The 18638-nt window shown below is 28.6% G+C and carries 17 protein-coding genes; 3 read left to right on the top strand and 14 right to left on the bottom strand.

Going from position 1 to position 18638, the window contains the following annotated elements; genetic code table 11:
* The 4 genes from RH99_RS07055 to RH99_RS07040 all read right to left on the bottom strand — a co-directional run.
* Window positions 1-479 (bottom strand): DUF4912 domain-containing protein (locus RH99_RS07055; RefSeq protein WP_010235841.1); only part of this gene is annotated, 479 nt, incomplete at its 3' end.
* 309 nt (window positions 480-788) lie between these two features.
* A complete protein-coding gene (locus tag RH99_RS07050; RefSeq protein ID WP_010235839.1) occupies window positions 789-1262 on the bottom strand; it encodes a QueT transporter family protein in 474 nt (157 codons plus the stop codon).
* Window positions 1263-1278: 16 nt separating this feature from the next.
* The gene (locus RH99_RS07045; protein ID WP_010235836.1) at window positions 1279-2073 is read right to left on the bottom strand and encodes an acyl-CoA dehydratase activase; all 795 of its coding nucleotides are present in this window, start codon (window positions 2071-2073) and stop codon (window positions 1279-1281) included.
* A complete protein-coding gene (locus RH99_RS07040; protein ID WP_010235834.1) occupies window positions 2073-3071 on the bottom strand; it encodes a 2-hydroxyacyl-CoA dehydratase family protein in 999 nt (332 codons plus the stop codon). Before RH99_RS07040 ends, RH99_RS07045 begins: the two co-directional genes overlap by 1 nt.
* Before the next feature lie 699 nt (window positions 3072-3770).
* Between RH99_RS07040 and uppS the strand changes: the two genes are divergently transcribed.
* Window positions 3771-4415 carry a polyprenyl diphosphate synthase gene (gene uppS, locus RH99_RS07035; protein ID WP_010235832.1) on the top strand — a complete coding sequence of 215 codons (645 nt, stop codon included), beginning with the start codon at window positions 3771-3773 and terminating at the stop codon, window positions 4413-4415.
* A gap of 164 nt (window positions 4416-4579) precedes the next feature.
* On the opposite strand, the gene RH99_RS07030 is transcribed toward uppS, so the two are convergent.
* The 3 genes from RH99_RS07030 to RH99_RS07020 form a co-directional block, all read right to left on the bottom strand.
* On the bottom strand, window positions 4580-5044 hold the full coding sequence (locus RH99_RS07030) for a DUF3189 family protein (protein ID WP_010235830.1): 465 nt from the start codon (window positions 5042-5044) through the stop codon (window positions 4580-4582).
* Between the two features lie 235 nt (window positions 5045-5279).
* A complete protein-coding gene (locus RH99_RS07025; protein ID WP_010235829.1) occupies window positions 5280-6317 on the bottom strand; it encodes an AI-2E family transporter in 1038 nt (345 codons plus the stop codon).
* Between the two features lie 121 nt (window positions 6318-6438).
* On the bottom strand, window positions 6439-8208 hold the full coding sequence (locus RH99_RS07020) for a M3 family oligoendopeptidase (RefSeq protein ID WP_010235826.1): 1770 nt from the start codon (window positions 8206-8208) through the stop codon (window positions 6439-6441).
* Window positions 8209-8600: 392 nt separating this feature from the next.
* Here RH99_RS07020 and RH99_RS07015 point away from each other — a divergent pair, with 392 nt between their 5' ends.
* Complete coding sequence (locus tag RH99_RS07015; RefSeq protein ID WP_010235824.1) at window positions 8601-9914, top strand: S1C family serine protease; 1314 nt, start codon at window positions 8601-8603, stop codon at window positions 9912-9914.
* Window positions 9915-10102: 188 nt separating this feature from the next.
* On the opposite strand, the gene RH99_RS07010 is transcribed toward RH99_RS07015, so the two are convergent.
* From RH99_RS07010 to RH99_RS07000, 3 genes are all read right to left on the bottom strand, one after another.
* Window positions 10103-11590: a HAMP domain-containing sensor histidine kinase gene (locus RH99_RS07010; protein ID WP_010235822.1), complete on the bottom strand. Its 1488-nt coding sequence runs from the start codon at window positions 11588-11590 to the stop codon at window positions 10103-10105.
* Window positions 11587-12267: a response regulator transcription factor gene (locus tag RH99_RS07005; protein ID WP_010235819.1), complete on the bottom strand. Its 681-nt coding sequence runs from the start codon at window positions 12265-12267 to the stop codon at window positions 11587-11589. Before RH99_RS07005 ends, RH99_RS07010 begins: the two co-directional genes overlap by 4 nt.
* Before the next feature lie 253 nt (window positions 12268-12520).
* Window positions 12521-13870 (bottom strand): MATE family efflux transporter, encoded by a 1350-nt coding sequence (locus RH99_RS07000; protein WP_010235816.1) that lies wholly within the window; start codon window positions 13868-13870, stop codon window positions 12521-12523.
* Between the two features lie 460 nt (window positions 13871-14330).
* Here RH99_RS07000 and RH99_RS06995 point away from each other — a divergent pair, with 460 nt between their 5' ends.
* A complete protein-coding gene (locus RH99_RS06995; RefSeq protein ID WP_010235813.1) occupies window positions 14331-14984 on the top strand; it encodes a polysaccharide deacetylase family protein in 654 nt (217 codons plus the stop codon).
* Window positions 14985-15036: 52 nt separating this feature from the next.
* On the opposite strand, the gene RH99_RS06990 is transcribed toward RH99_RS06995, so the two are convergent.
* The 4 genes from RH99_RS06990 to cysK form a co-directional block, all read right to left on the bottom strand.
* Window positions 15037-15201, bottom strand: coding sequence for a zinc-ribbon domain-containing protein (locus RH99_RS06990; protein WP_010235812.1), 165 nt, complete (start codon window positions 15199-15201; stop codon window positions 15037-15039).
* 173 nt (window positions 15202-15374) lie between these two features.
* Window positions 15375-16451, bottom strand: coding sequence for a tRNA 2-thiouridine(34) synthase MnmA (gene mnmA / locus RH99_RS06985; protein ID WP_010235808.1), 1077 nt, complete (start codon window positions 16449-16451; stop codon window positions 15375-15377).
* Between the two features lie 15 nt (window positions 16452-16466).
* Window positions 16467-17621 (bottom strand): cysteine desulfurase NifS, encoded by a 1155-nt coding sequence (gene nifS / locus RH99_RS06980; protein WP_010235806.1) that lies wholly within the window; start codon window positions 17619-17621, stop codon window positions 16467-16469.
* A gap of 79 nt (window positions 17622-17700) precedes the next feature.
* Window positions 17701-18630: a cysteine synthase A gene (cysK, locus tag RH99_RS06975; RefSeq protein WP_010235804.1), complete on the bottom strand. Its 930-nt coding sequence runs from the start codon at window positions 18628-18630 to the stop codon at window positions 17701-17703.
* Between the last annotated feature and the right edge of the window lie 8 nt (window positions 18631-18638).

The raw sequence follows: 18638 nt of genomic DNA, 5'->3' as shown, positions 1-18638 counted from the left end.
CATCCATAAATGGATAAGGTTTTTTGTTCTTTACTATCATTTGTATTTGTTATTTCTCTATTTGAAAGTTTTTTATTTTCCTCTTTAGTTTTAAAATTTTCAGAAATATCAATATAATAAGTATTAGAATTATTAGATTGATTATTCCTTGGTGTAGTTACGGTATTGGATATGAAAATCGGAACAAATTCATTGTTAGGTAGTATTCTACCCAATTTTACAAATACATCTATACCACTTTCATCTAGGGTTATAAACCAATTATCTGCAAGAGCATCTAAATATACTGTTTTTATTTCTCGTAAATCACTACTAGTTGTATTATATACTTTCAAAACAGGTTTAGAGTTTTTCCAAAAATCTTCACCATATCTATCTTGAAAGATTTTTATTATTACTGGAGAAATATTAAAATAACAGAATATAGTATTAGAATTCTGAACCAATAAAGTTAACGCAAACTTATCATCATTTAGCATATCCTCACCTCTATTATCACTTCTTAGATGATATAGTATATTATACCTTAATATTACATTAATGTCATCAATAAATTTTATAATAATTATATTATCTTAAAGATTAATTTTATTATATTATACATCATAAACTATACAAGGTGGTGATGTTTATGTCTAAATTTACTAAATTACTTATAACTCTTATATTTATTTTAATAATAGAAATTCTTTTAATCTATTTGGGCTATAGAGTAAATCTTTATAAACTTAACGCAGAAATGATTCTAATAAAAAAACTGCCTTAGCAGTCTTCGTTAATATAATATATTATTTAATGGTCCTTCTCAATTGCTTCACCAATAATACGCCTACAATTGCCGGCAATATTTGTCCAATACATAAACTTAAAGCAAGTACTGTATATGGCACATGTATAAGATATGAAAGCCAAATAGGTACTAAAAGTCCAGGCACAAATATTATGGGAATAACCATGAACCAATCATTACATTTTAACCTTTTTATCAAGTATACAAGTGCAGAAGCGATAATCCCTACTAACGTTCCTCCAATCATATCAAATGGTCCAAGACCTCCCATTATGGTATTACTTAACAGATTACTGATTCCCATAGGTATTATTAAAAATGGAAATATAGCTGGCAATGCATACAATGCTGTTGCTATTCTTATTTGATACTGTCCAAAGGCAAACCATTGTGTAAAATACATAACTACTACATATATTGCTATTATCAATCCTGATATAGTTATTTTTTTTATTACTGAATTGTTATTCATTAATAATCCTCCATTACTATTGTATATTTGTTAAATTTAAATTTTGGGTATGTTTTAAAACTTTTTCTCCATAGTAGCAACATCCTATAGCTCCATTATATTGAGCATCTTTTAAAGTTATAATTTTTTCATAATCATCTTTAAGATAAATTTTCAATGCATTATTTTTAGCAACGCCTCCTGATATTACAAGAGTTTCTCCAGTAAATTTTGTTAAAAGTGGCTTAAGTCTCTTATACAATGAATAATTCACTCCTGCACACAATCGTTCTAAAGATATACCCTTAGCAATTTCACCTATTAATTCAGATTCCGAAAATACTGCACAAGTTGAATTAAGTTCTACAGGATTTTCATAATAATTAAACATATCATCTATTGATACCTCTAAAACATTGGCCATATTTTCTAAATACCTACCACAGGATGCGGCACATTTTTCATTAAGTTCTAAATCCGTTATAATACTCTTTTCAATTTTTATAATCTTTACATCTTGTCCCCCAACATCTAAAAGTATAAAGTTCTTTAAACCCGTATTATATATTGCACCATAAGCATGAGCTTTTATTTCACTTATAGGTGTAAAAAGTTTAATATCGGTGTTATTTCTACCATAACCGGTGGATACCGCTGTATCTACTGATCCAATATTGAGTTTATCTAAACTTACCATTAACTTTCCATCATAAGAACAGTAATTTTTATAGAAAGACATTGTACTTATCATAAATTTTTCTATTATTCTATCTTCATCCATCATTATAAGTTTAACCTGTCTACTGCCAAGATCTATACCAAGCTTTTTCACTAACTCATCTCCTTTAAATCGATAATCATATCTAAAAACGCTTCTATCCTCAATTTTGTTCTTGCATCTAAAGAATTTAATTTGTCACCTTCAATGTTAAGCACAGGAATCCTAATACAATTCTTTATAACTATATGTTCTATTTGTCTGTAACAAAAGGCTTGTGTATAATGTATAATAGCATCTATCTTTCTCTCATCTATCTGTTTATTTATTTCCTTAAGTCTAAAATTAATATCATAGGGATATGTATAATCATAATACTGCTCATATATATTCTTACAATTTATAGCTCTTGGAAAAGCAAATTCTCGTTGGACTTCATTATATACAAACTGTGCATTAAAATTTTCCACATATTTATATAAATCTAAGGTCATTGGTGGTGTTCCTATATATCCAAGTCTAAGCTTTTTTATTTTAGGTTTTCTCTTTTTAATCTCATCTATTTTATTTATTAGATCACTTTCAAATTCTTCATAATTACCATTAAAATCTGAGGCACTTACTTGATATATATGATTTTCAAGAGCTGTTGCTTTATTATCTATATAAGTTAGCTCATCTAATCTTTTTATAAGCTTTCTTATTTTGTTTAATCTAATTCTTACTTTTTCCACCTCTTCAAAGGATACATCAAAAGTTCTCATAAAATTATCTAATGAAGTCTTTATATCTTCAATCTTATGAGTCTGAGGATATGAAAAAGGATATACTTTAATCCCCTTCATCCTAAGTACTTCTTCTAATGCCTTAGTATTGGAACAATCTCCTTCTGTAACCCCTATTATCTCTTTAAAGTCCTCTTTGATTGCTACTCCATAAACACCCTTTTTAAACGCACAAGAGCTTTTAGGAAAGCCATCCCTTTCTGCATTATCTATATATTTACTATAATCACCATCTGTAATAAAAATATTATTTAAATCTATAACTTCATATCCTGCTGCAATTAGTACTTCAATTGGTACTGTGGTAGTTATTCCTATTTTTTTCATACTTCACCTCAAATTAATTAATTGCAAATAAAAAAGGAGACATTTCTGTCTCCATAAACGCAATCTAAAAACACCATAATTACATGGCTATTCCCTAGTTTTATTTATAGACAGGATGGTTACGAACTGTCTTAGCTATTCTATTATTTATTATTATATGCTATAAAGCCTTTAAAATCAATGGTTTTATATAACATAAGAATTTTGCATTTCTTATTAAATGCTAACATATGTTATTAAATATTGCATTTTACGTTTGCAAATACGTTAGCTAAGAGTACATTGAATTTGCAAACATAAAATTTCCAGTATAGAATAAATATGAAGTTAATAAGGCATTATACTCTTATAAACAAATTTTAACATACAGGTGATATAAATGATACATGGCGATAATATAATAGAAACTCTAATTAATAACCTATATAACAAAACATCTAATATTTCTATAAAAAATGAATTATACAATCATATATTAAATAAAAGAAGAATATCTAGAATAATAGTTGGTAAAGGTTGGTTTAAAAATTGAACGATAAGATTTAGTAATTAGATTCTTAGCATATAAAAACTTGGTATTTGGCAATACTATAAATTGTATTTTATTATAAATAAATTCCTACATAGTATCTTTAATACTTTTATAGATTTATTTTTACAATATATATAATATGTATAAGAAATAAGGAGCTGATTATTATGAGAATTCCAAATCATATTGGTGTTATTCCAGACGGAAATAGAAGATGGGCCGTAGAACATGAATTAACAAAAGAAATGGGATATGTAAATGGACTGCTTCCAGGATTGAAATTATTCAAATGCTGTGAAGAGGCCGGTATAAAAGAACTTACCTTTTATGGTTTCACTGTAGATAATACTAAAAGGCCAGCCATTCAAAAGGAAGCCTTCACCGCAGCATGTATAAAAGCAGTGGAGATGTTGTCAAAAGAAAATGCTTCTTTATTAGTAGTTGGAAATTATGATTCACCTATGTTTCCAAAAGAGTTACTCCCATTTACTAAAAGAACCAACATTGGTAAAGGTGGTATGAAAATAAATTTTTTAGTTAATTATGGTTGGGAATGGGATCTTATGAATCTAAAAGAAGCACAAGGAAATTCTAGAAACAGTATTTATAAAAACCTTAAATCCCATGATATAAGTAGAGTGGACCTATTAATAAGGTGGGGTGGTAGAAGAAGATTAAGCGGATTTTTGCCTGTTCAAAGTGTTTATTCTGATTTTTATGTTATTGATGATATGTGGCCTGATTTTTCAAAGAGCCAATTTAATAATGCATTAGATTGGTATAATAAACAAGATGTTACCCTTGGTGGCTAAGTCTAAATAAATATTAAAATAATGCCTATGGTTATTAGTGAATACACTTTCTTAGTATTAAATTCATATAATAATAAAAGTTATGCTACATAATAACTTATTTCTTAGGCATTGTTTTATACATTATAAATAATTATAAATAGCTTATTTACTTTTAATTAATATTATTTTCTATTTTTTAAATTATCCTTTACCCCTTTAACAATATTTACTATATCCTTATAAGCTTTGATACTACCATAAGTCACAATAGGCCTTCCAAAGCTTACCCATTTTAATCCTCTGGATGTAAAACCACCAATTTTCATAAGGAGATTTACTGTTGGATGAGTATCTATAACATAAAGTTCTTCTCTGTTACCCTTCAAAACTGAATACATATCCTCTATTGCTGGTATAACTAAATTAGGTTTATATTTTCTACCTAAGGTATATACCTTTGCTTCAAATTCATCTTGACCTATATACATCAAATGTCCTAAATCACTTTTTTCTATTTTGTCAAAAGTAGGTAAATTAAGTAGTTCCTCTTTACTAGGTAATCTATCCATAGGTAACCTATTAATATGTAAATTAGCTGCAATAGCTGTAGAATGTGTTCCTCCTACATCATGATATATAATTATCATTTATTATCACCTCTCTTCATTTAAAGTATATATCTCTCTATAGCAATTTCTCGAGAATATTTTTGTTTTATAACTAATATTCATTCTTATTATTTTACATAAACTAAATATATATTCATATTAATAAAGGCACTAATCAATTATTGTATACAATAATTGATTAGTGCCTTTATTTTAAATATTTTCTTCATAGATATCTCAAAGGGAATTACTTATTAAAAAATTTATTTAAAATCTACGATTTAGAATCTTCATTGACTTTAACTCCTAATATTTCAATTATAAACATAAACAGCGGTATACCAAGAAGTAAACCCCATATTCCCATAAAATGTTCCGATACAATAAGTATTACAAAAGTAAAAAATATAGGTAATTTAGTTTTTTCAGACATAAGTTTAGGATTTAATATGTAGCTTTCAACTAAATGTATTATAGCTACCATTATTAATATATATACTATCTTTACCATTCCACCTATCTTAAAGGCAATTAAACATAATGGTATAAGTGATATTATTACTCCTGCTACTGGTATTAAACTTAAAAGAAAAATCATAAATCCTAGTGCTAATAATTTAGGAAATCCCATAATACTAAGTAAAATAACAGATATAATTGTATTTACCGTAGCTATTACTACTTGAGCTGTTATTACTTTACCAAAAGAATTTAAGAAATTATTTCCAAAATGTGCACAATATTTGTAAACTCCAGAAACCTTACTATCTTCAAATTTCTTTACAAAGCTTATAACCCTTTCTTTTTCTAAAATAAAGAATAAGCTTAACATAAGTGAAATAAATGCATATCCACTCCATTTTCCCACATTAGTGGCTACACGTAATGCCATATCAATTCCCGATTGAGTGTAATTTCGTATATCAATTTTAGCTATCATAGGAATCAAGAGCTTACTTAAACCGTCTGGCATATTGTTTTTAGTAGTTTCTATATAAAATTCCTCTGCCTGTTTAATAATACTTATACTTTGAAATATTATTAAGGGTACATATTTATATAAAACAACTATTATTAATGCAAATATAACTATATAAAGTACTATTGTAACTATTCCTTTTTTTACAGGAATATATTTTTTTAAATTATTTACTACGAGATTTTCTAAACTATTAATTAAATAAGCAAATAAAAATGTTAATAAAACAAGATTGAGTATACTTTTTATAAGATATAAAAATATACCTATACATATTAAAAACAATAAACTTTTAATTAAATCCTTCTTAAACATTTGTTTTAAAAAATCCAATATCCTTCACCTCATGTAATAAATTATATCATATTTAATTGTATCTAAATAGACATACTATACATATAATTTTCACTTGTAATAATAATTTACATTTGCTTACTAATATAATTTTTAAACTTCATAACAATTTAATAAATTTATCTATATCTTCTCTTATAAGTTCCAAAGAACTCCTCCAGAAATCCATAGAATGAATATCGATATTCATAAGCTTAGTTATATCTGAAATTTGATTTTTTCCTGTTACACTAAGTAATGTATCATATTCTGCAACAAATTTTTCCTTATCGTCTAAGTATTTTGAATACAACCCCTTGGAAAACAAAAGCCCAAAAGCATAAGGATAATTATAAAAATTAAATCCAGCAGAATAATAATGAGGTTTACATACCCACATATATGGATGCAAATAATTTAGATCAAGACCTTCTCCATAAGATTTTTTTTGAGACTCTATCATTATTTCCTGCAATTCCTTAGAAGACAATGAACTCTTTTCTCTTCTTTCAAATAGCTCCTGTTCAAATAAAAATCTACTATATATATCTACAATCACCTGTGCACAATCACTTATTTCCGTTTCTAATATCAAAAGTGCCTCTTCTTTTGCTACATTTTTTACTGCGGCTTTTTTTATAATTGTTTCACAAAAAGTTGATGCTGTTTCAGCAATAGGCATTGGATACTCACTATTAATTGCAGATTCATTCAATAAACAGGATCCATGATATCCATGACCTAGTTCATGCGCAAGAGTTACTACGTCACCAAAATTTCCACTAAAATTACTCATTATTCTACTTTCACCAATAACATGTAAATTCTCGCAGAAGGCTCCTCCAACTTTTCCCTCTCTTGGTTCTGCATCTATCCAATTTTTATCAAAAGCATTTAATGCATAGTTGCTAAGTTTGTCGCTAAAAGTTTTAAAATTATAGCCAATAAATTCTTTTGCATCTTCATAGGTATATTGTTTACTATTTTTACCTATTGGCGCAAATAGTTCATAAAAAGGAAGACCATTTTTATAGCCTAATGTTTCAGCCTTTTTTCTAAAATATTTCTTAAACACTGGCAAATATTCCTTTATTGCATTGAACATTGCATCTAATGACTCTCTATCCATTCTTGAATTAATGAGACTTTCTTCTAAAGGTGACTTATATCCCCTTAACTTTGCAACAGTTATAACCTCACCTTTAATTCCATTAAGACACGCTGCCGATACATCTTCTATTTTCTTATAGGATTTTAATTCCGCTTCATAAGCTAATTTTCTCAAATCTTTATCATCATCATAAGCCATATTTCTAATAACTGTTAGAGGAAGCTTCTCTTTCTTACCTTTAATATCAATATCAACTAAAAGATTTGAAGTTGTTAAATCTTGAAGTTTACTCCAAGCACTAGAACCAGTGTTCTTCATTTTTGAAATGATTATTTCCTCATTTTCACCTAGAATGTATTTATTCTTTTTTACTTCTTCTCTTAAGTAGAAAGCATGTTCTTTTAAGGTTTCTGAAGCTTTAATTATTTCATCTAGATTTTGTAAACTTCCAATCCATTTTGTAAACTTTGTACTTGGCTGAGCTAATGCTGTAAGCTTTTCTTCAAGCAGTTCTAGATACCTCAAAGCATCTACATTTTTAGTATCAACACTTAAAGTAAGCTGACAAAATGCCATTAGTTTAAAGGATAAATGTGAAAAATCATTACTAATATTTATATATTCTTCTAATATTTTTACCAAATTACTTTTATCATTTGTAAGTTTCTCAGACATTTTTTTAATTTTATCTATAAATTCATCACATTTAATTAAATCATTCTTAAATTCCTCTGATGAAAAAGAACTATATAATTCTTTTAAACTCCATTTATGTTCCAAAACATAACACTCCTTTATCAATGAATCTTACTTAGTTGGAGTTTTTACTTCAACATAAGTTTAGATGAGTTATCCATAAACGTATCGCTATTATCGGATAAATCACATTATTTATATTATAATATTTAATTAATAATAAATACATGGGTATGTAAATTTTATTTATCATACTCTATAAGAAGGTTCTGCAAATGCAGTATGATATCAATGAATCTTACTCAACTAGGTTTAGGTGAATTATCCATGAACGTGTCATGCTACTAACTAGTTATCTTTTTGAAGATGCCCTATATATAATTGTCATAGGCATTTAACAAAGCTGTCATAAAATTGTCACAGTGTACATTTATTATATAAGTATAGAAATTAGATATGATTTAGGAGGATTACAAATGAGTGATTATGATAAAAATTCAAATAATGAAAATAAAAATAATATAGATTCAACCAGCGAATTACCAACTTCAAACTATTCAGCTTACAATGTATCAAATGACAGGAATTATGATAGTTCAAATAAAGATTATTCCAATAATAATTTTAAGGATACTGACTATAAGGTTGAAACCCTAAATGGAAAGCATAAGAGAGGCAAAGACAAGAAAATAGTTTCTTATATAGCTGTAGGTCTAATTTGTAGTGTGCTTGGAGGAGCTGTTTCTGGAGCTGCTTCTTTATATCTTATTCCAAAGACAAGTTTCTTTAAATCCAGTCCTTTATATGAAAACTTGACGCAGCAAGCCTCAAATAGCAATAGCAGCTATAAAGCTTCTCCAATTGTTGCAAGTAGCAGTGGTCTTACAGTAGCTGATATTGCTAAAAAAGTTAGTCCAGCTGTTGTTGGAGTTTCTACTAAGAGTTCTGTTAATAGTGATTTTTTAGGGCAATCTCAAGAAGAAGATGGAATGGGTTCTGGTATAATATTTAATTCAGACGGATATATATTGACAAACTATCATGTAATAAGTGGAGCACAAAAGATAACTGTAATTCTTAGTAACAAAAAAGAAGTGGCAGCTAAAGTTGTAAATTATGATTCCTCTATGGATTTGGCTGTTATAAAAGTAACTGAAAAAACTACAATGCCTGGAGTTGCAGAGCTAGGTAATTCAAAAGATTTACAAGTTGGAGATCAGGTTGTAGCTATCGGTAATCCTCTTGGAAAGGAATTTTTAGGCTCTGTTACCTCTGGAATTGTAAGTGCTTTAAATAGAGAAGTTCAAGTTGAAAATTCTAAAACTCAAACCCTTATTCAAACTGATGCAGCTATAAACCCTGGTAACAGCGGTGGTCCATTAGTTAATTCTCAAGGACAGGTAATAGGTATAAATAGTGCAAAATTAGGTGGTAATGGAGTTGAAGGAATGGGATTCTCAATTCCTATAGATCTTATAAAGCCAAAAATAAGTTCACTTTCAAAGCCTTTGCTATTGCTTGGAATTACTTGCCGTGACGTGTCTAGTGATGATGCTAAGCAATACTATGTACCAGTTGGAGTAGGTGTTATACAAGTGAATCCAAATAGTTCAGCACAAAAAGCTGGTCTTGAGGCAAATGATATAATTACCAAATTTGATGGTAAATCTGTAAAAACTACAGATGAGTTAAATAGTATAAAATCTTCACATAAAGCTGGAGATGAAATAAGTATTGAAGTTTATAGAAATGGTTCTACTAAATCTCTTACATTAAAACTAACTGAATAATTCATTAACATATTGATAAGGCTTACCTAAAATAATATAAATTATTTTAGGTAAGCCTTTAACTTTTTCATCTATATCTATACTATAATACTTTAATGGATAAGCTATCTCAAAATACACTTTAACAATTGATAGTGTTTGATATCATCTGATTCTGGCAGCATAGTATGTTTCAAAATACACTAATTTCAATATACCTTATATAAGGAAAAATAGAATGCTACTCCTCCTTGAAAATTCTCTACTCCAAAGTCACTGTTATGTAGTATAAGAATATTCTTTGTTATTGCAAGACCTAAGCCAGTTCCTCCAATACTTCTATTTCTCGACTTATCAACCTTATAGAATTTATCCCATATTCTTGACAATTCTTCTTTCTCAATATTATTTCCCGAATTTTTTACATATACGTATACCCTATTTTCAACTTGTCTCGTGTCTATAGTTATTTTACCTTTTTTATCAGTATGTCTAATAGCATTAGTAATAAAGTTTGTTAGCACCTGTTCTATCCTTATTGGATCACCATAGGTTAAAACATTATTATTTATACTTAAATCTACATCTATTTCCCCTTCATTAAACATAGTATAATATTTTTTAATAGTACTATTTATAAGCTTATCAATATAAAAATTTTTACGCTTTAACTTAAAGTTTCCGCTTTCTAGTTGGGATAAATCCAACATATCAGATACAAGAGCCCCCATCTTTTTTGCCTCATCTATAATAACATCTATGTAGTAATTTTTATCCTCTTGAAATACATTATCTTTAATTCCCTCAGCGTATCCTTCTATAAGGCTAATAGGTGTCTTCAATTCATGAGATACGCCTCCTACAAATTCTTTACGCATTTTTTCTAATTTTCTTTCTTTTTCTATATCACTTTTTAATTTTTCATTTGCTTCCCTTAAGGAATTCATAGTATTATTTAAATTTTCTGCTAGAAAATTTAGTGTATTTCCAAGATTTCCAATCTCATCATTACTCTTAACAATATATTTCTCAGAAAAATTTAAATTTACCATCTTAGATGCAGTCTTATTTAGCTGTATTAGAGGCTTTGAAATCATATTTGAATATATAAGCGATAATATTATTATAAATATAAGTGCTGTTATATATATATATACATAAAATTGTTTAATAACTGTTGAAGCCTCATTAACTGGTTGAAGTGAAGAAACTGCAAATATAACCTCGCCCTTTTCATTGTTGGGAAATACACAAACTATATTCTTTACATTATATACTTTATTATCAAATATATAAGTTTTACTTATACCGCTTCGCTTCATATCTGCAAAAGCTCCTGGGTTTGATCTCCAGTTATCAATTACTTCTTTTATAACCCTTACACTGGCTGATTCCACTTGTTTTTCATCAGAATCAGATACGAAATTCAAATACCCATACTTATCAAGTACTGCTACTTTACTATTATTAGAATCTTCAAAGTTTCTAACTAAACTTAGGATATCTTCATTTGTAATTGTTTTATTATAAGTTTCTTTAAATTTTTCTACATTGTTTTCCAGTGTAGTCATCTTTCTATTTATATAAAATTTCTGAAAAAATAGAGATTGAAAAATAAGAAGGCTACTTATAAAAAGTGCAAAAAATGCAAGGGTTATAAAAAACAATTTAGCAGTTATACCTTTCTTTATAATCATTTTTTCACCTCAAGTTTATAACCACTGCCCCTTACTGTAGCTATCAAATATGCTTTATCTATAAGTTTTTCTCTTAATCTTTTTATATGTGTATCCACGGTTCTAAGATCACCATAATAATCCATGCCCCATACACTATCTAAAATTTTATTTCTGCTAAGCACTATTCCCTTATTTTTAATAAAGTATAGTAATAGGTCATATTCCTTTGGTGACAAATATATTTCAGTACCATTAATTGTTACCTCATGACTTAATTCATTAATATTTACTCCATCAAAATTCATGCTTGTATTATTTAAACTAGCATCAGGATAATATCGTTTCAAAAGTGCCTTTACTTTTGCCACTAATACTTTAGGGCTAAATGGCTTTGTAATATAATCATCAGCTCCAAATTCATAGCCTAAAAGTTTATCTTCTTCTTCAGATTTAGCCGTCAACATTATTATTGGCACATTTGAATTCTTTCTTATGTATTTACACACATTAAACCCGTCCATTACAGGCATCATTATATCTAATATTATGAGAGTTACCTTATTGGAATCAAAAATTTTCACTGCCTCTACCCCATCTTTTGCCTCAAAGGTTTTATATCCTTCTTTTTTTAAATAAGCATCAATGAGTTTTCTCATTCTCTCTTCATCCTCTACAATTAAAATACTTTCTTCCATAAATTATTTCTCCTAAGTTACATTTTTAGGCATATGAAAATAAATAGTAAGTCAAAGATGCGACGTATATTTTGAAGCCTACAAGGAAATATGTTCTTGAGATAGTGAGCTATCTGAGGGTTCTGTTGACGCGGTGGGATTCAAAATAGACTAGCATACTGACTAGTTAGTTATTTGAATGTGCCTTAATATATTATACCACACATAACCACGTCTTACTTAAGAAGAGTTTGGCACTGATGTTAATTTTATTTTAATAATAGGGAAATAAATATTTTCTTAATTTTTTTCTAAAACAAATAAACATTATTGTACCATCAAAACTCCATTGTATTAAAGTTATCCACCACACAGTTACTATTGAACTTTTTTTAAAATACATAAAATATACTATCAGTGGAATTCTTATTAGCCAGCCGGATACAAAAGAAATGAAGAAAGGTGTTTTCGCATCTTTAAAGCCTTCTATAGCTCCTGCAAAGCCATAGGAAAGTGCTATGAAAGGTTGTTCAAATCCACCTATAAATAGACAAATTCCAGCTATTCTCATTACTTCTTTCTCAGAATCTCCTACAAATAAATCTACAAGATAATTTGAACCCAGAAAAAAAATCACAGAAAATATACTCATTATTAATACAGACCAAAATACACAACCATAAGCATATTCCTTTGCCTTTCTATAATTTTTCTCTCCTACTTTCATACCAACGAGAGTAGTAGCTGCCATGCCAAAACCTATGCCTGGCATAATTGATATTGATTCTATTGTATTAGCTATTTGATTGGATGCAAAAGATATACTTCCAATATTCATTATTATAAACGTACAAATTAACCTGCTTATGTTAAAGGCAGCCTCATCCATAAAAGAAGGTATAAATATTTTAAAAATTTCTTTTAAAATATTTTTTCTAAGAAATAACATGTATTTAAATTTTATTTTTATCTTGGATACATATAAAATATAATATACACATATAACCAATCCTACAAATTGAGAAATTACTGATGCATAACTTGCTCCCATAATGCCATAGCTTTGAGAGGCATGTCCGAATATTAGTACCCAATCTAAAGTAATTTTGATGGTAGCTATAATTATGCATATTATAAGTGGTGTATATGTATTCCCATATCCCCTTAGTATTGAATTCATTAATATTGTTAACATGTTAAAAACAGCCGATATTAGAATTGCTTTAGTAAATATATTTCCAATTATTAACACTGTACCTTTTGCTCCTGCTATAAATAGAATATTTTTACTAAAGATAAACATTATAAAAAAAATAAAGATTGAAATTAAAAAGCCAATTAAGAAACCTGCTGAAGCAAATTCCTCTGCCTGCTTTTTATTATTAGCTCCAACACTTTGGGCAACTAAAGCAGTAATAGGTATAGCCATCCCTACTCCTATAAATATATTTACGCAACTAGAAATGATTTCTGTACTTATTCCAACTGCACTTAACGCTTTATTCCCTCCATAATTGCCTATCATCATTGTATCTAATATCATCATAAAAGTATAAATAGTCATTTCAACTATTATGGGCAAAGATACGTTAAGGACATGTACCAGTACTTTTTTATTCATCATAAGAGTTTATTTTCTCCCTTCTAGTATTTTCCACTGTCCTCCTTCGTAAATTCAAATAAAAAACAAAATAATCTAAATTAATTAATCCTCTATTATATGTATATTAGTTTTTAAAAATTTTAATATTAAATTTTACTAAATTGTGAAAATTTAATATAGTATTTTTTATTATATTTTAAGGTAATACTAAAGTTATAATGTAAATTCTTACACAATAGATAAATAACATGTATCTTGATATTTAGGTTAGTGAGATAAAAAATATTATGTTTTACTTAATACATATTAAATAATATTATAGTAATTCTTAGATTAAATATGGATGTAAATTTAAAATTTAGCTAAAATTTTAATAAAAGGAAGATGAGATAATGTATACCATTAAAAAATATATAATTAATTTATGTTTATTTTCTTTAACTGCATTATTTTAGTACAGTTTATTTTAGGAAGCAATATTATGGCAGCATTAAATTCTTCTCCGGAAGAAACAACTACTGGAAAAAAAGTCCTATACCTTACTTTTGATGATGGACCTACTATAATAACTAACGATTTGTTAGATGTATTAAAACAATGCAATGTAAAAGCTACCTTTTTTGTAGTTGGTAAAGAAATATGTGGAAGGGAAGATTTACTAAAGAGAATATATAAAGAAGGTCATAGTATTGGACTCCACACCTTTTCTCATAACTTCAAAAAAATATATAAAAGTGACGATATATTCGTCAAAGAAATGCTTGATGACCAAAAAAAAGTAAAAGAAATTACAGGTTTAAATACAAATCTGATAAGATTTCCAGGTGGAAGTTCTAAACACCTTGATAGTGAAATGCTTGAAAAACTTCATAAAAACAATTTAAAAGTTTATGATTGGAATGCCAGTATAGAAGATGGAGTGAATCCTCATCTATCCGTAGATAAATTGGTAAATAACTCAAAAAAATATAAACATAGAAATGATCAAATAATACTTCTTATGCATTGCAATTCCAATAATACTAATACTATAAAAGCATTACCTCAAATTGTAAATTACTATAGAAGTAATGGATATGCAATAAAACCAATTACTGATAAAACTCCTGAATATCATTATAGCTTTAGAAAATAAACATAAAATAGCTGCTGATAAATCAGCAGCTATATAGAAAACAATTTCTTAATTATCTTCTGAAACCTCTGTTGTTTTGAGTCTTTCTTGCTTTTCTGCATTCAGGACATCTAACAGGATCATTTTCAAAACCTTTTTCTTTGTAGAATTCTTGTTCACCTTCAGTGAAAACAAAATCTTTACTACAGTCTTTACATACAATTGTCTTATCAGCCATTTAAACATACCTCCTTTTTTAAAATTAGGGATCTAACTACTCATAAATTACACTTCCGAATAAAAAAGGAGAATGCCCGTTTCATGATATTAAATCTCTGGAATACATGTACATTATAGCATGGGTAATATTAAAAGGCAAGAAATATCAATTCTCTAATAATCACTATATAGCTACAAAATTTTCTCTATAATTCCCCCACCTAAAAGTAAGTCATCATCATAGAAAACTACAGATTGACCTTTAGTTATAGCTCTTACTCCATTTTTAAAAACTACCTTTACTTTAGAATTATCATTAGGATATATGGTAGCTTCTGTAGGCTGAGATGCATATCTTATTTTTGCTTTAACCTTCATTGGGTTATTTAACTTATCAAATGGAATAAAATTAACATTATCTGCAATAAGTTGTGTTTTAAATATATCTTCCTCACTACCTAGAACGACCTGATTTTTTACTACATTTATGTCTTTTACAAACACAGGTTTACCTAATGCAATCCCAAGGCCTTTTCTCTGTCCTATAGTATAATATACTATGCCCTTATGTTTTCCCAAAATATTTCCATTATCATCTACAAAATTACCTTCTTTAACTACCTCTGGGTTTTGTCTTTTTATATATGCACCATGATCATTATCTGGGATAAAACAGATTTCTTCACTATCTTTTTTATTGTGTACACTTAAACCTATTTCCTTAGCTATTTCTCTTATTCTATTCTTACTATAATCCCCACAAGGCATTAATGTGTGTTCAAGTTGATACTGTGTCATATTGTATAGTACATAAGTCTGATCTTTTTTATCGTCTTCTGAATTCTTTATCAAAAATCTTCCTTTATCATTATATATCTTAGCATAATGTCCTGTAGCTATATAGTCAGCGCCAAGTGCATTTGCTTTTTTTAAGAAAGCATCAAACTTTATGAATTTATTGCAGGCTATACAAGGGTTAGGTGTTCTACCTTCTAAATATTCATGAACAAAAGGTTGAATAACCTTTTCGTCAAATATATCTCTAAAATTCATAACATAGAATGGTATACCCAGTTTATCGGAAACCCTTCTAGCATCTTCAACAGAAGAAAGGGAACAGCATCCCCCTTCTCTTTCCTCATATTCTTTATCTTCAGGCCACACCTGCATTGTTACTCCAATTACTTCATATCCCTGTTCCTTTAAAAGATATGCAGTTACTGAGCTATCTACTCCTCCGCTCATACCAACTACAACTCTATTATTCATAAATACACCTCTTTTTTAAGTAGTCCTAATACTGCCAATTATTTCTTTTAGTGTACTAATGGTATAATCTATGTCTTCTTCTGAGGTTTCTTCTCCTATACTAAATCGTAGAGAACTTTTGCACTTTTCCGGACTTAAACCAATAGCTGAAAGCACATGAGATGGTCTTATGGATCCAGCTGAACATGCGCTTCCTGCAGATGCACAAATTCCCTTTAAATCAAGTGACATAAGCAAAATTTCAGCATCTATTCCATTAAAACATACATTAAGATTCCCTGGTAGTCTCTTATTTTCCCTAGATCCATTAAGTTCAGTTCCAGAAATTTCTAAAATGCCCTGAAGTAATTTATTTCTCAAAGCACTTATTCTCTCCGATTCTTTCTCCATATTTAAAGTGCATAATTCAATTGCCTTTCCAATTCCAACAATACCTGGAGTATTCTCTGTACCAGCTCTTCTACCTCTTTCCTGGTGTCCACCATGAATAAAACCGTCTATTTTAACACCTCGTTTTATATATAGAACACCTATTCCCTTAGGTCCATAAAACTTATGTGCCGACATAGAAAGCATATCAATATTCATTTTTTCAACATCTATAGGAATATGACCAACCGCTTGAACTCCATCAGTATGAAAAATTATACCTTTTTCTCTGCAGAGCTTTCCAATTTCACTAATTGGTTGAATTGATCCAATTTCATTATTTGCAAACATAATTGACACTAAAATAGTATTTTCAGTAATAGCATTTTTAATATATTCTAAATTTACTATACCATATTTGTCAACTGGAAGATATGTAATTTTGAAACCTAACTCTTCTAAATACTTGCAGGTATTAATTACTGCTGGATGTTCTATTTTAGTTGTTATAATATGATTTCCCTTATCTCTATTTTTTAATGCAATGCCCTTTATTGCCCAGTTGTCACTTTCCGTACCTCCACTAGTAAAATAAATTTCATTTCTTTGACAATTTATAGCCTTAGCTATTCTTTCCCTTGAATTATAAATAGCCATTTTTGATTTTTCAGAAAATGAAGATACTGAAGATGGATTTCCATAAAAAGTATAAAAATAAGGCTCTATCTCCTTAAAAACTTCTTTATTCATAGGAGTAGAGGCACCATAATCCAAGTATACTAATTTTTTATCATAATTCATTTGCTCACTCCCCTTTATTTAATATAACATTTATGGCACAAATCATGATTTGTGCCATAAATGTTATTCTTAATTAAATTTAATCAAAAACTGTTGTTGATAAATATCTTTGACCTGTATCTGGAAGTATTACAACTATATTCTTTCCTTTAAACTCTGGTCTCTTTGCAATTTCTATAGCCGCATATACAGCAGCCCCTGATGAAATACCTACTAAAAGTCCTTCTACTGTAGCTAATTTCTTAGTAACTGCAAAGGCATCATCATTTTTTACAGGAAAAATTTCATCTACTAAATCTATTTTTAAAACATCTGGTACAAATCCTGCTCCAATTCCTTGAAGTTTATGAGGTCCCGGTTTTCCTCCTTCAAGTACAGGTGAATCTGCTGGTTCCACTGCAACTATTTTAACTTTAGGATTTCTCTCTTTAAGTACTTTAGCTACACCAGTAAGTGTACCACCAGTACCTACTCCTGCAATAAATACATCCACATTACCATCAGTATCTTTCCAAATTTCTTCTGCTGTAGTCTTTTCATGATAAGCTGGATTAGCTGGATTCTTAAATTGTTGAGGAATAAATGCATTTTTATGTTCTACTGCAAGTTCTTCCGCTTTTTTTATTGCGCCTTTCATTCCATCAGGTCCTGGTGTTAAAACTAAATCCGCACCATATGCTTTCAATAACTTTCTTCTTTCAATACTCATTGTTTCAGGCATAGTTAAAATTAATTTATATCCTCTTGCTGAACATACAAGTGCAAGTCCAACTCCTGTATTACCACTTGTTGGCTCTATTATAACTGTATCTTTATCTATAAGGCCCTTTTCCTCCGCATCAACAATCATTGAATACCCTATTCTGTCTTTAACACTTCCTGCTGGATTAAAATATTCAACTTTTGCTAAAACTGTGGCTCCAAGCTTTTCTAAAGCTTCATACTTTGATAATTCAACTAGTGGAGTGTTACCTATTAATTCAGTAACATTCTTAAAGATCTTTGACATTTAAAATC

It is taken from the genome of Clostridium arbusti SL206 (assembly GCF_000246895.1).
GTDB classification, from domain to species: Bacteria; Bacillota; Clostridia; order Clostridiales; family Clostridiaceae; genus Clostridium_I; species Clostridium_I arbusti.
Note: the sequence above shows the minus strand (reverse complement) of the source record. Positions and strands in the feature narration are given on the sequence as shown.

Coding starts and splice junctions, on each gene's coding strand:
- RH99_RS07050 (WP_010235839.1), bottom strand. CDS start 1,262: ATGAATAACAATTCAGTAATAAAAAAAATAACTATATCAGGATTGATA.
- RH99_RS07040 (WP_010235834.1), bottom strand. CDS start 3,071: ATGAAAAAAATAGGAATAACTACCACAGTACCAATTGAAGTACTAATT.
- uppS (WP_010235832.1), top strand. CDS start 3,771: ATGAGAATTCCAAATCATATTGGTGTTATTCCAGACGGAAATAGAAGA.
- RH99_RS07030 (WP_010235830.1), bottom strand. CDS start 5,044: ATGATAATTATATATCATGATGTAGGAGGAACACATTCTACAGCTATT.
- RH99_RS07015 (WP_010235824.1), top strand. CDS start 8,601: ATGAGTGATTATGATAAAAATTCAAATAATGAAAATAAAAATAATATA.
- RH99_RS07010 (WP_010235822.1), bottom strand. CDS start 11,590: ATGATTATAAAGAAAGGTATAACTGCTAAATTGTTTTTTATAACCCTT.
- RH99_RS07005 (WP_010235819.1), bottom strand. CDS start 12,267: ATGGAAGAAAGTATTTTAATTGTAGAGGATGAAGAGAGAATGAGAAAA.
- RH99_RS07000 (WP_010235816.1), bottom strand. CDS start 13,870: ATGATGAATAAAAAAGTACTGGTACATGTCCTTAACGTATCTTTGCCC.
- RH99_RS06995 (WP_010235813.1), top strand. CDS start 14,331: ATGGCAGCATTAAATTCTTCTCCGGAAGAAACAACTACTGGAAAAAAA.
- RH99_RS06990 (WP_010235812.1), bottom strand. CDS start 15,201: ATGGCTGATAAGACAATTGTATGTAAAGACTGTAGTAAAGATTTTGTT.
- mnmA (WP_010235808.1), bottom strand. CDS start 16,451: ATGAATAATAGAGTTGTAGTTGGTATGAGCGGAGGAGTAGATAGCTCA.
- nifS (WP_010235806.1), bottom strand. CDS start 17,621: ATGAATTATGATAAAAAATTAGTATACTTGGATTATGGTGCCTCTACT.
- cysK (WP_010235804.1), bottom strand. CDS start 18,630: ATGTCAAAGATCTTTAAGAATGTTACTGAATTAATAGGTAACACTCCA.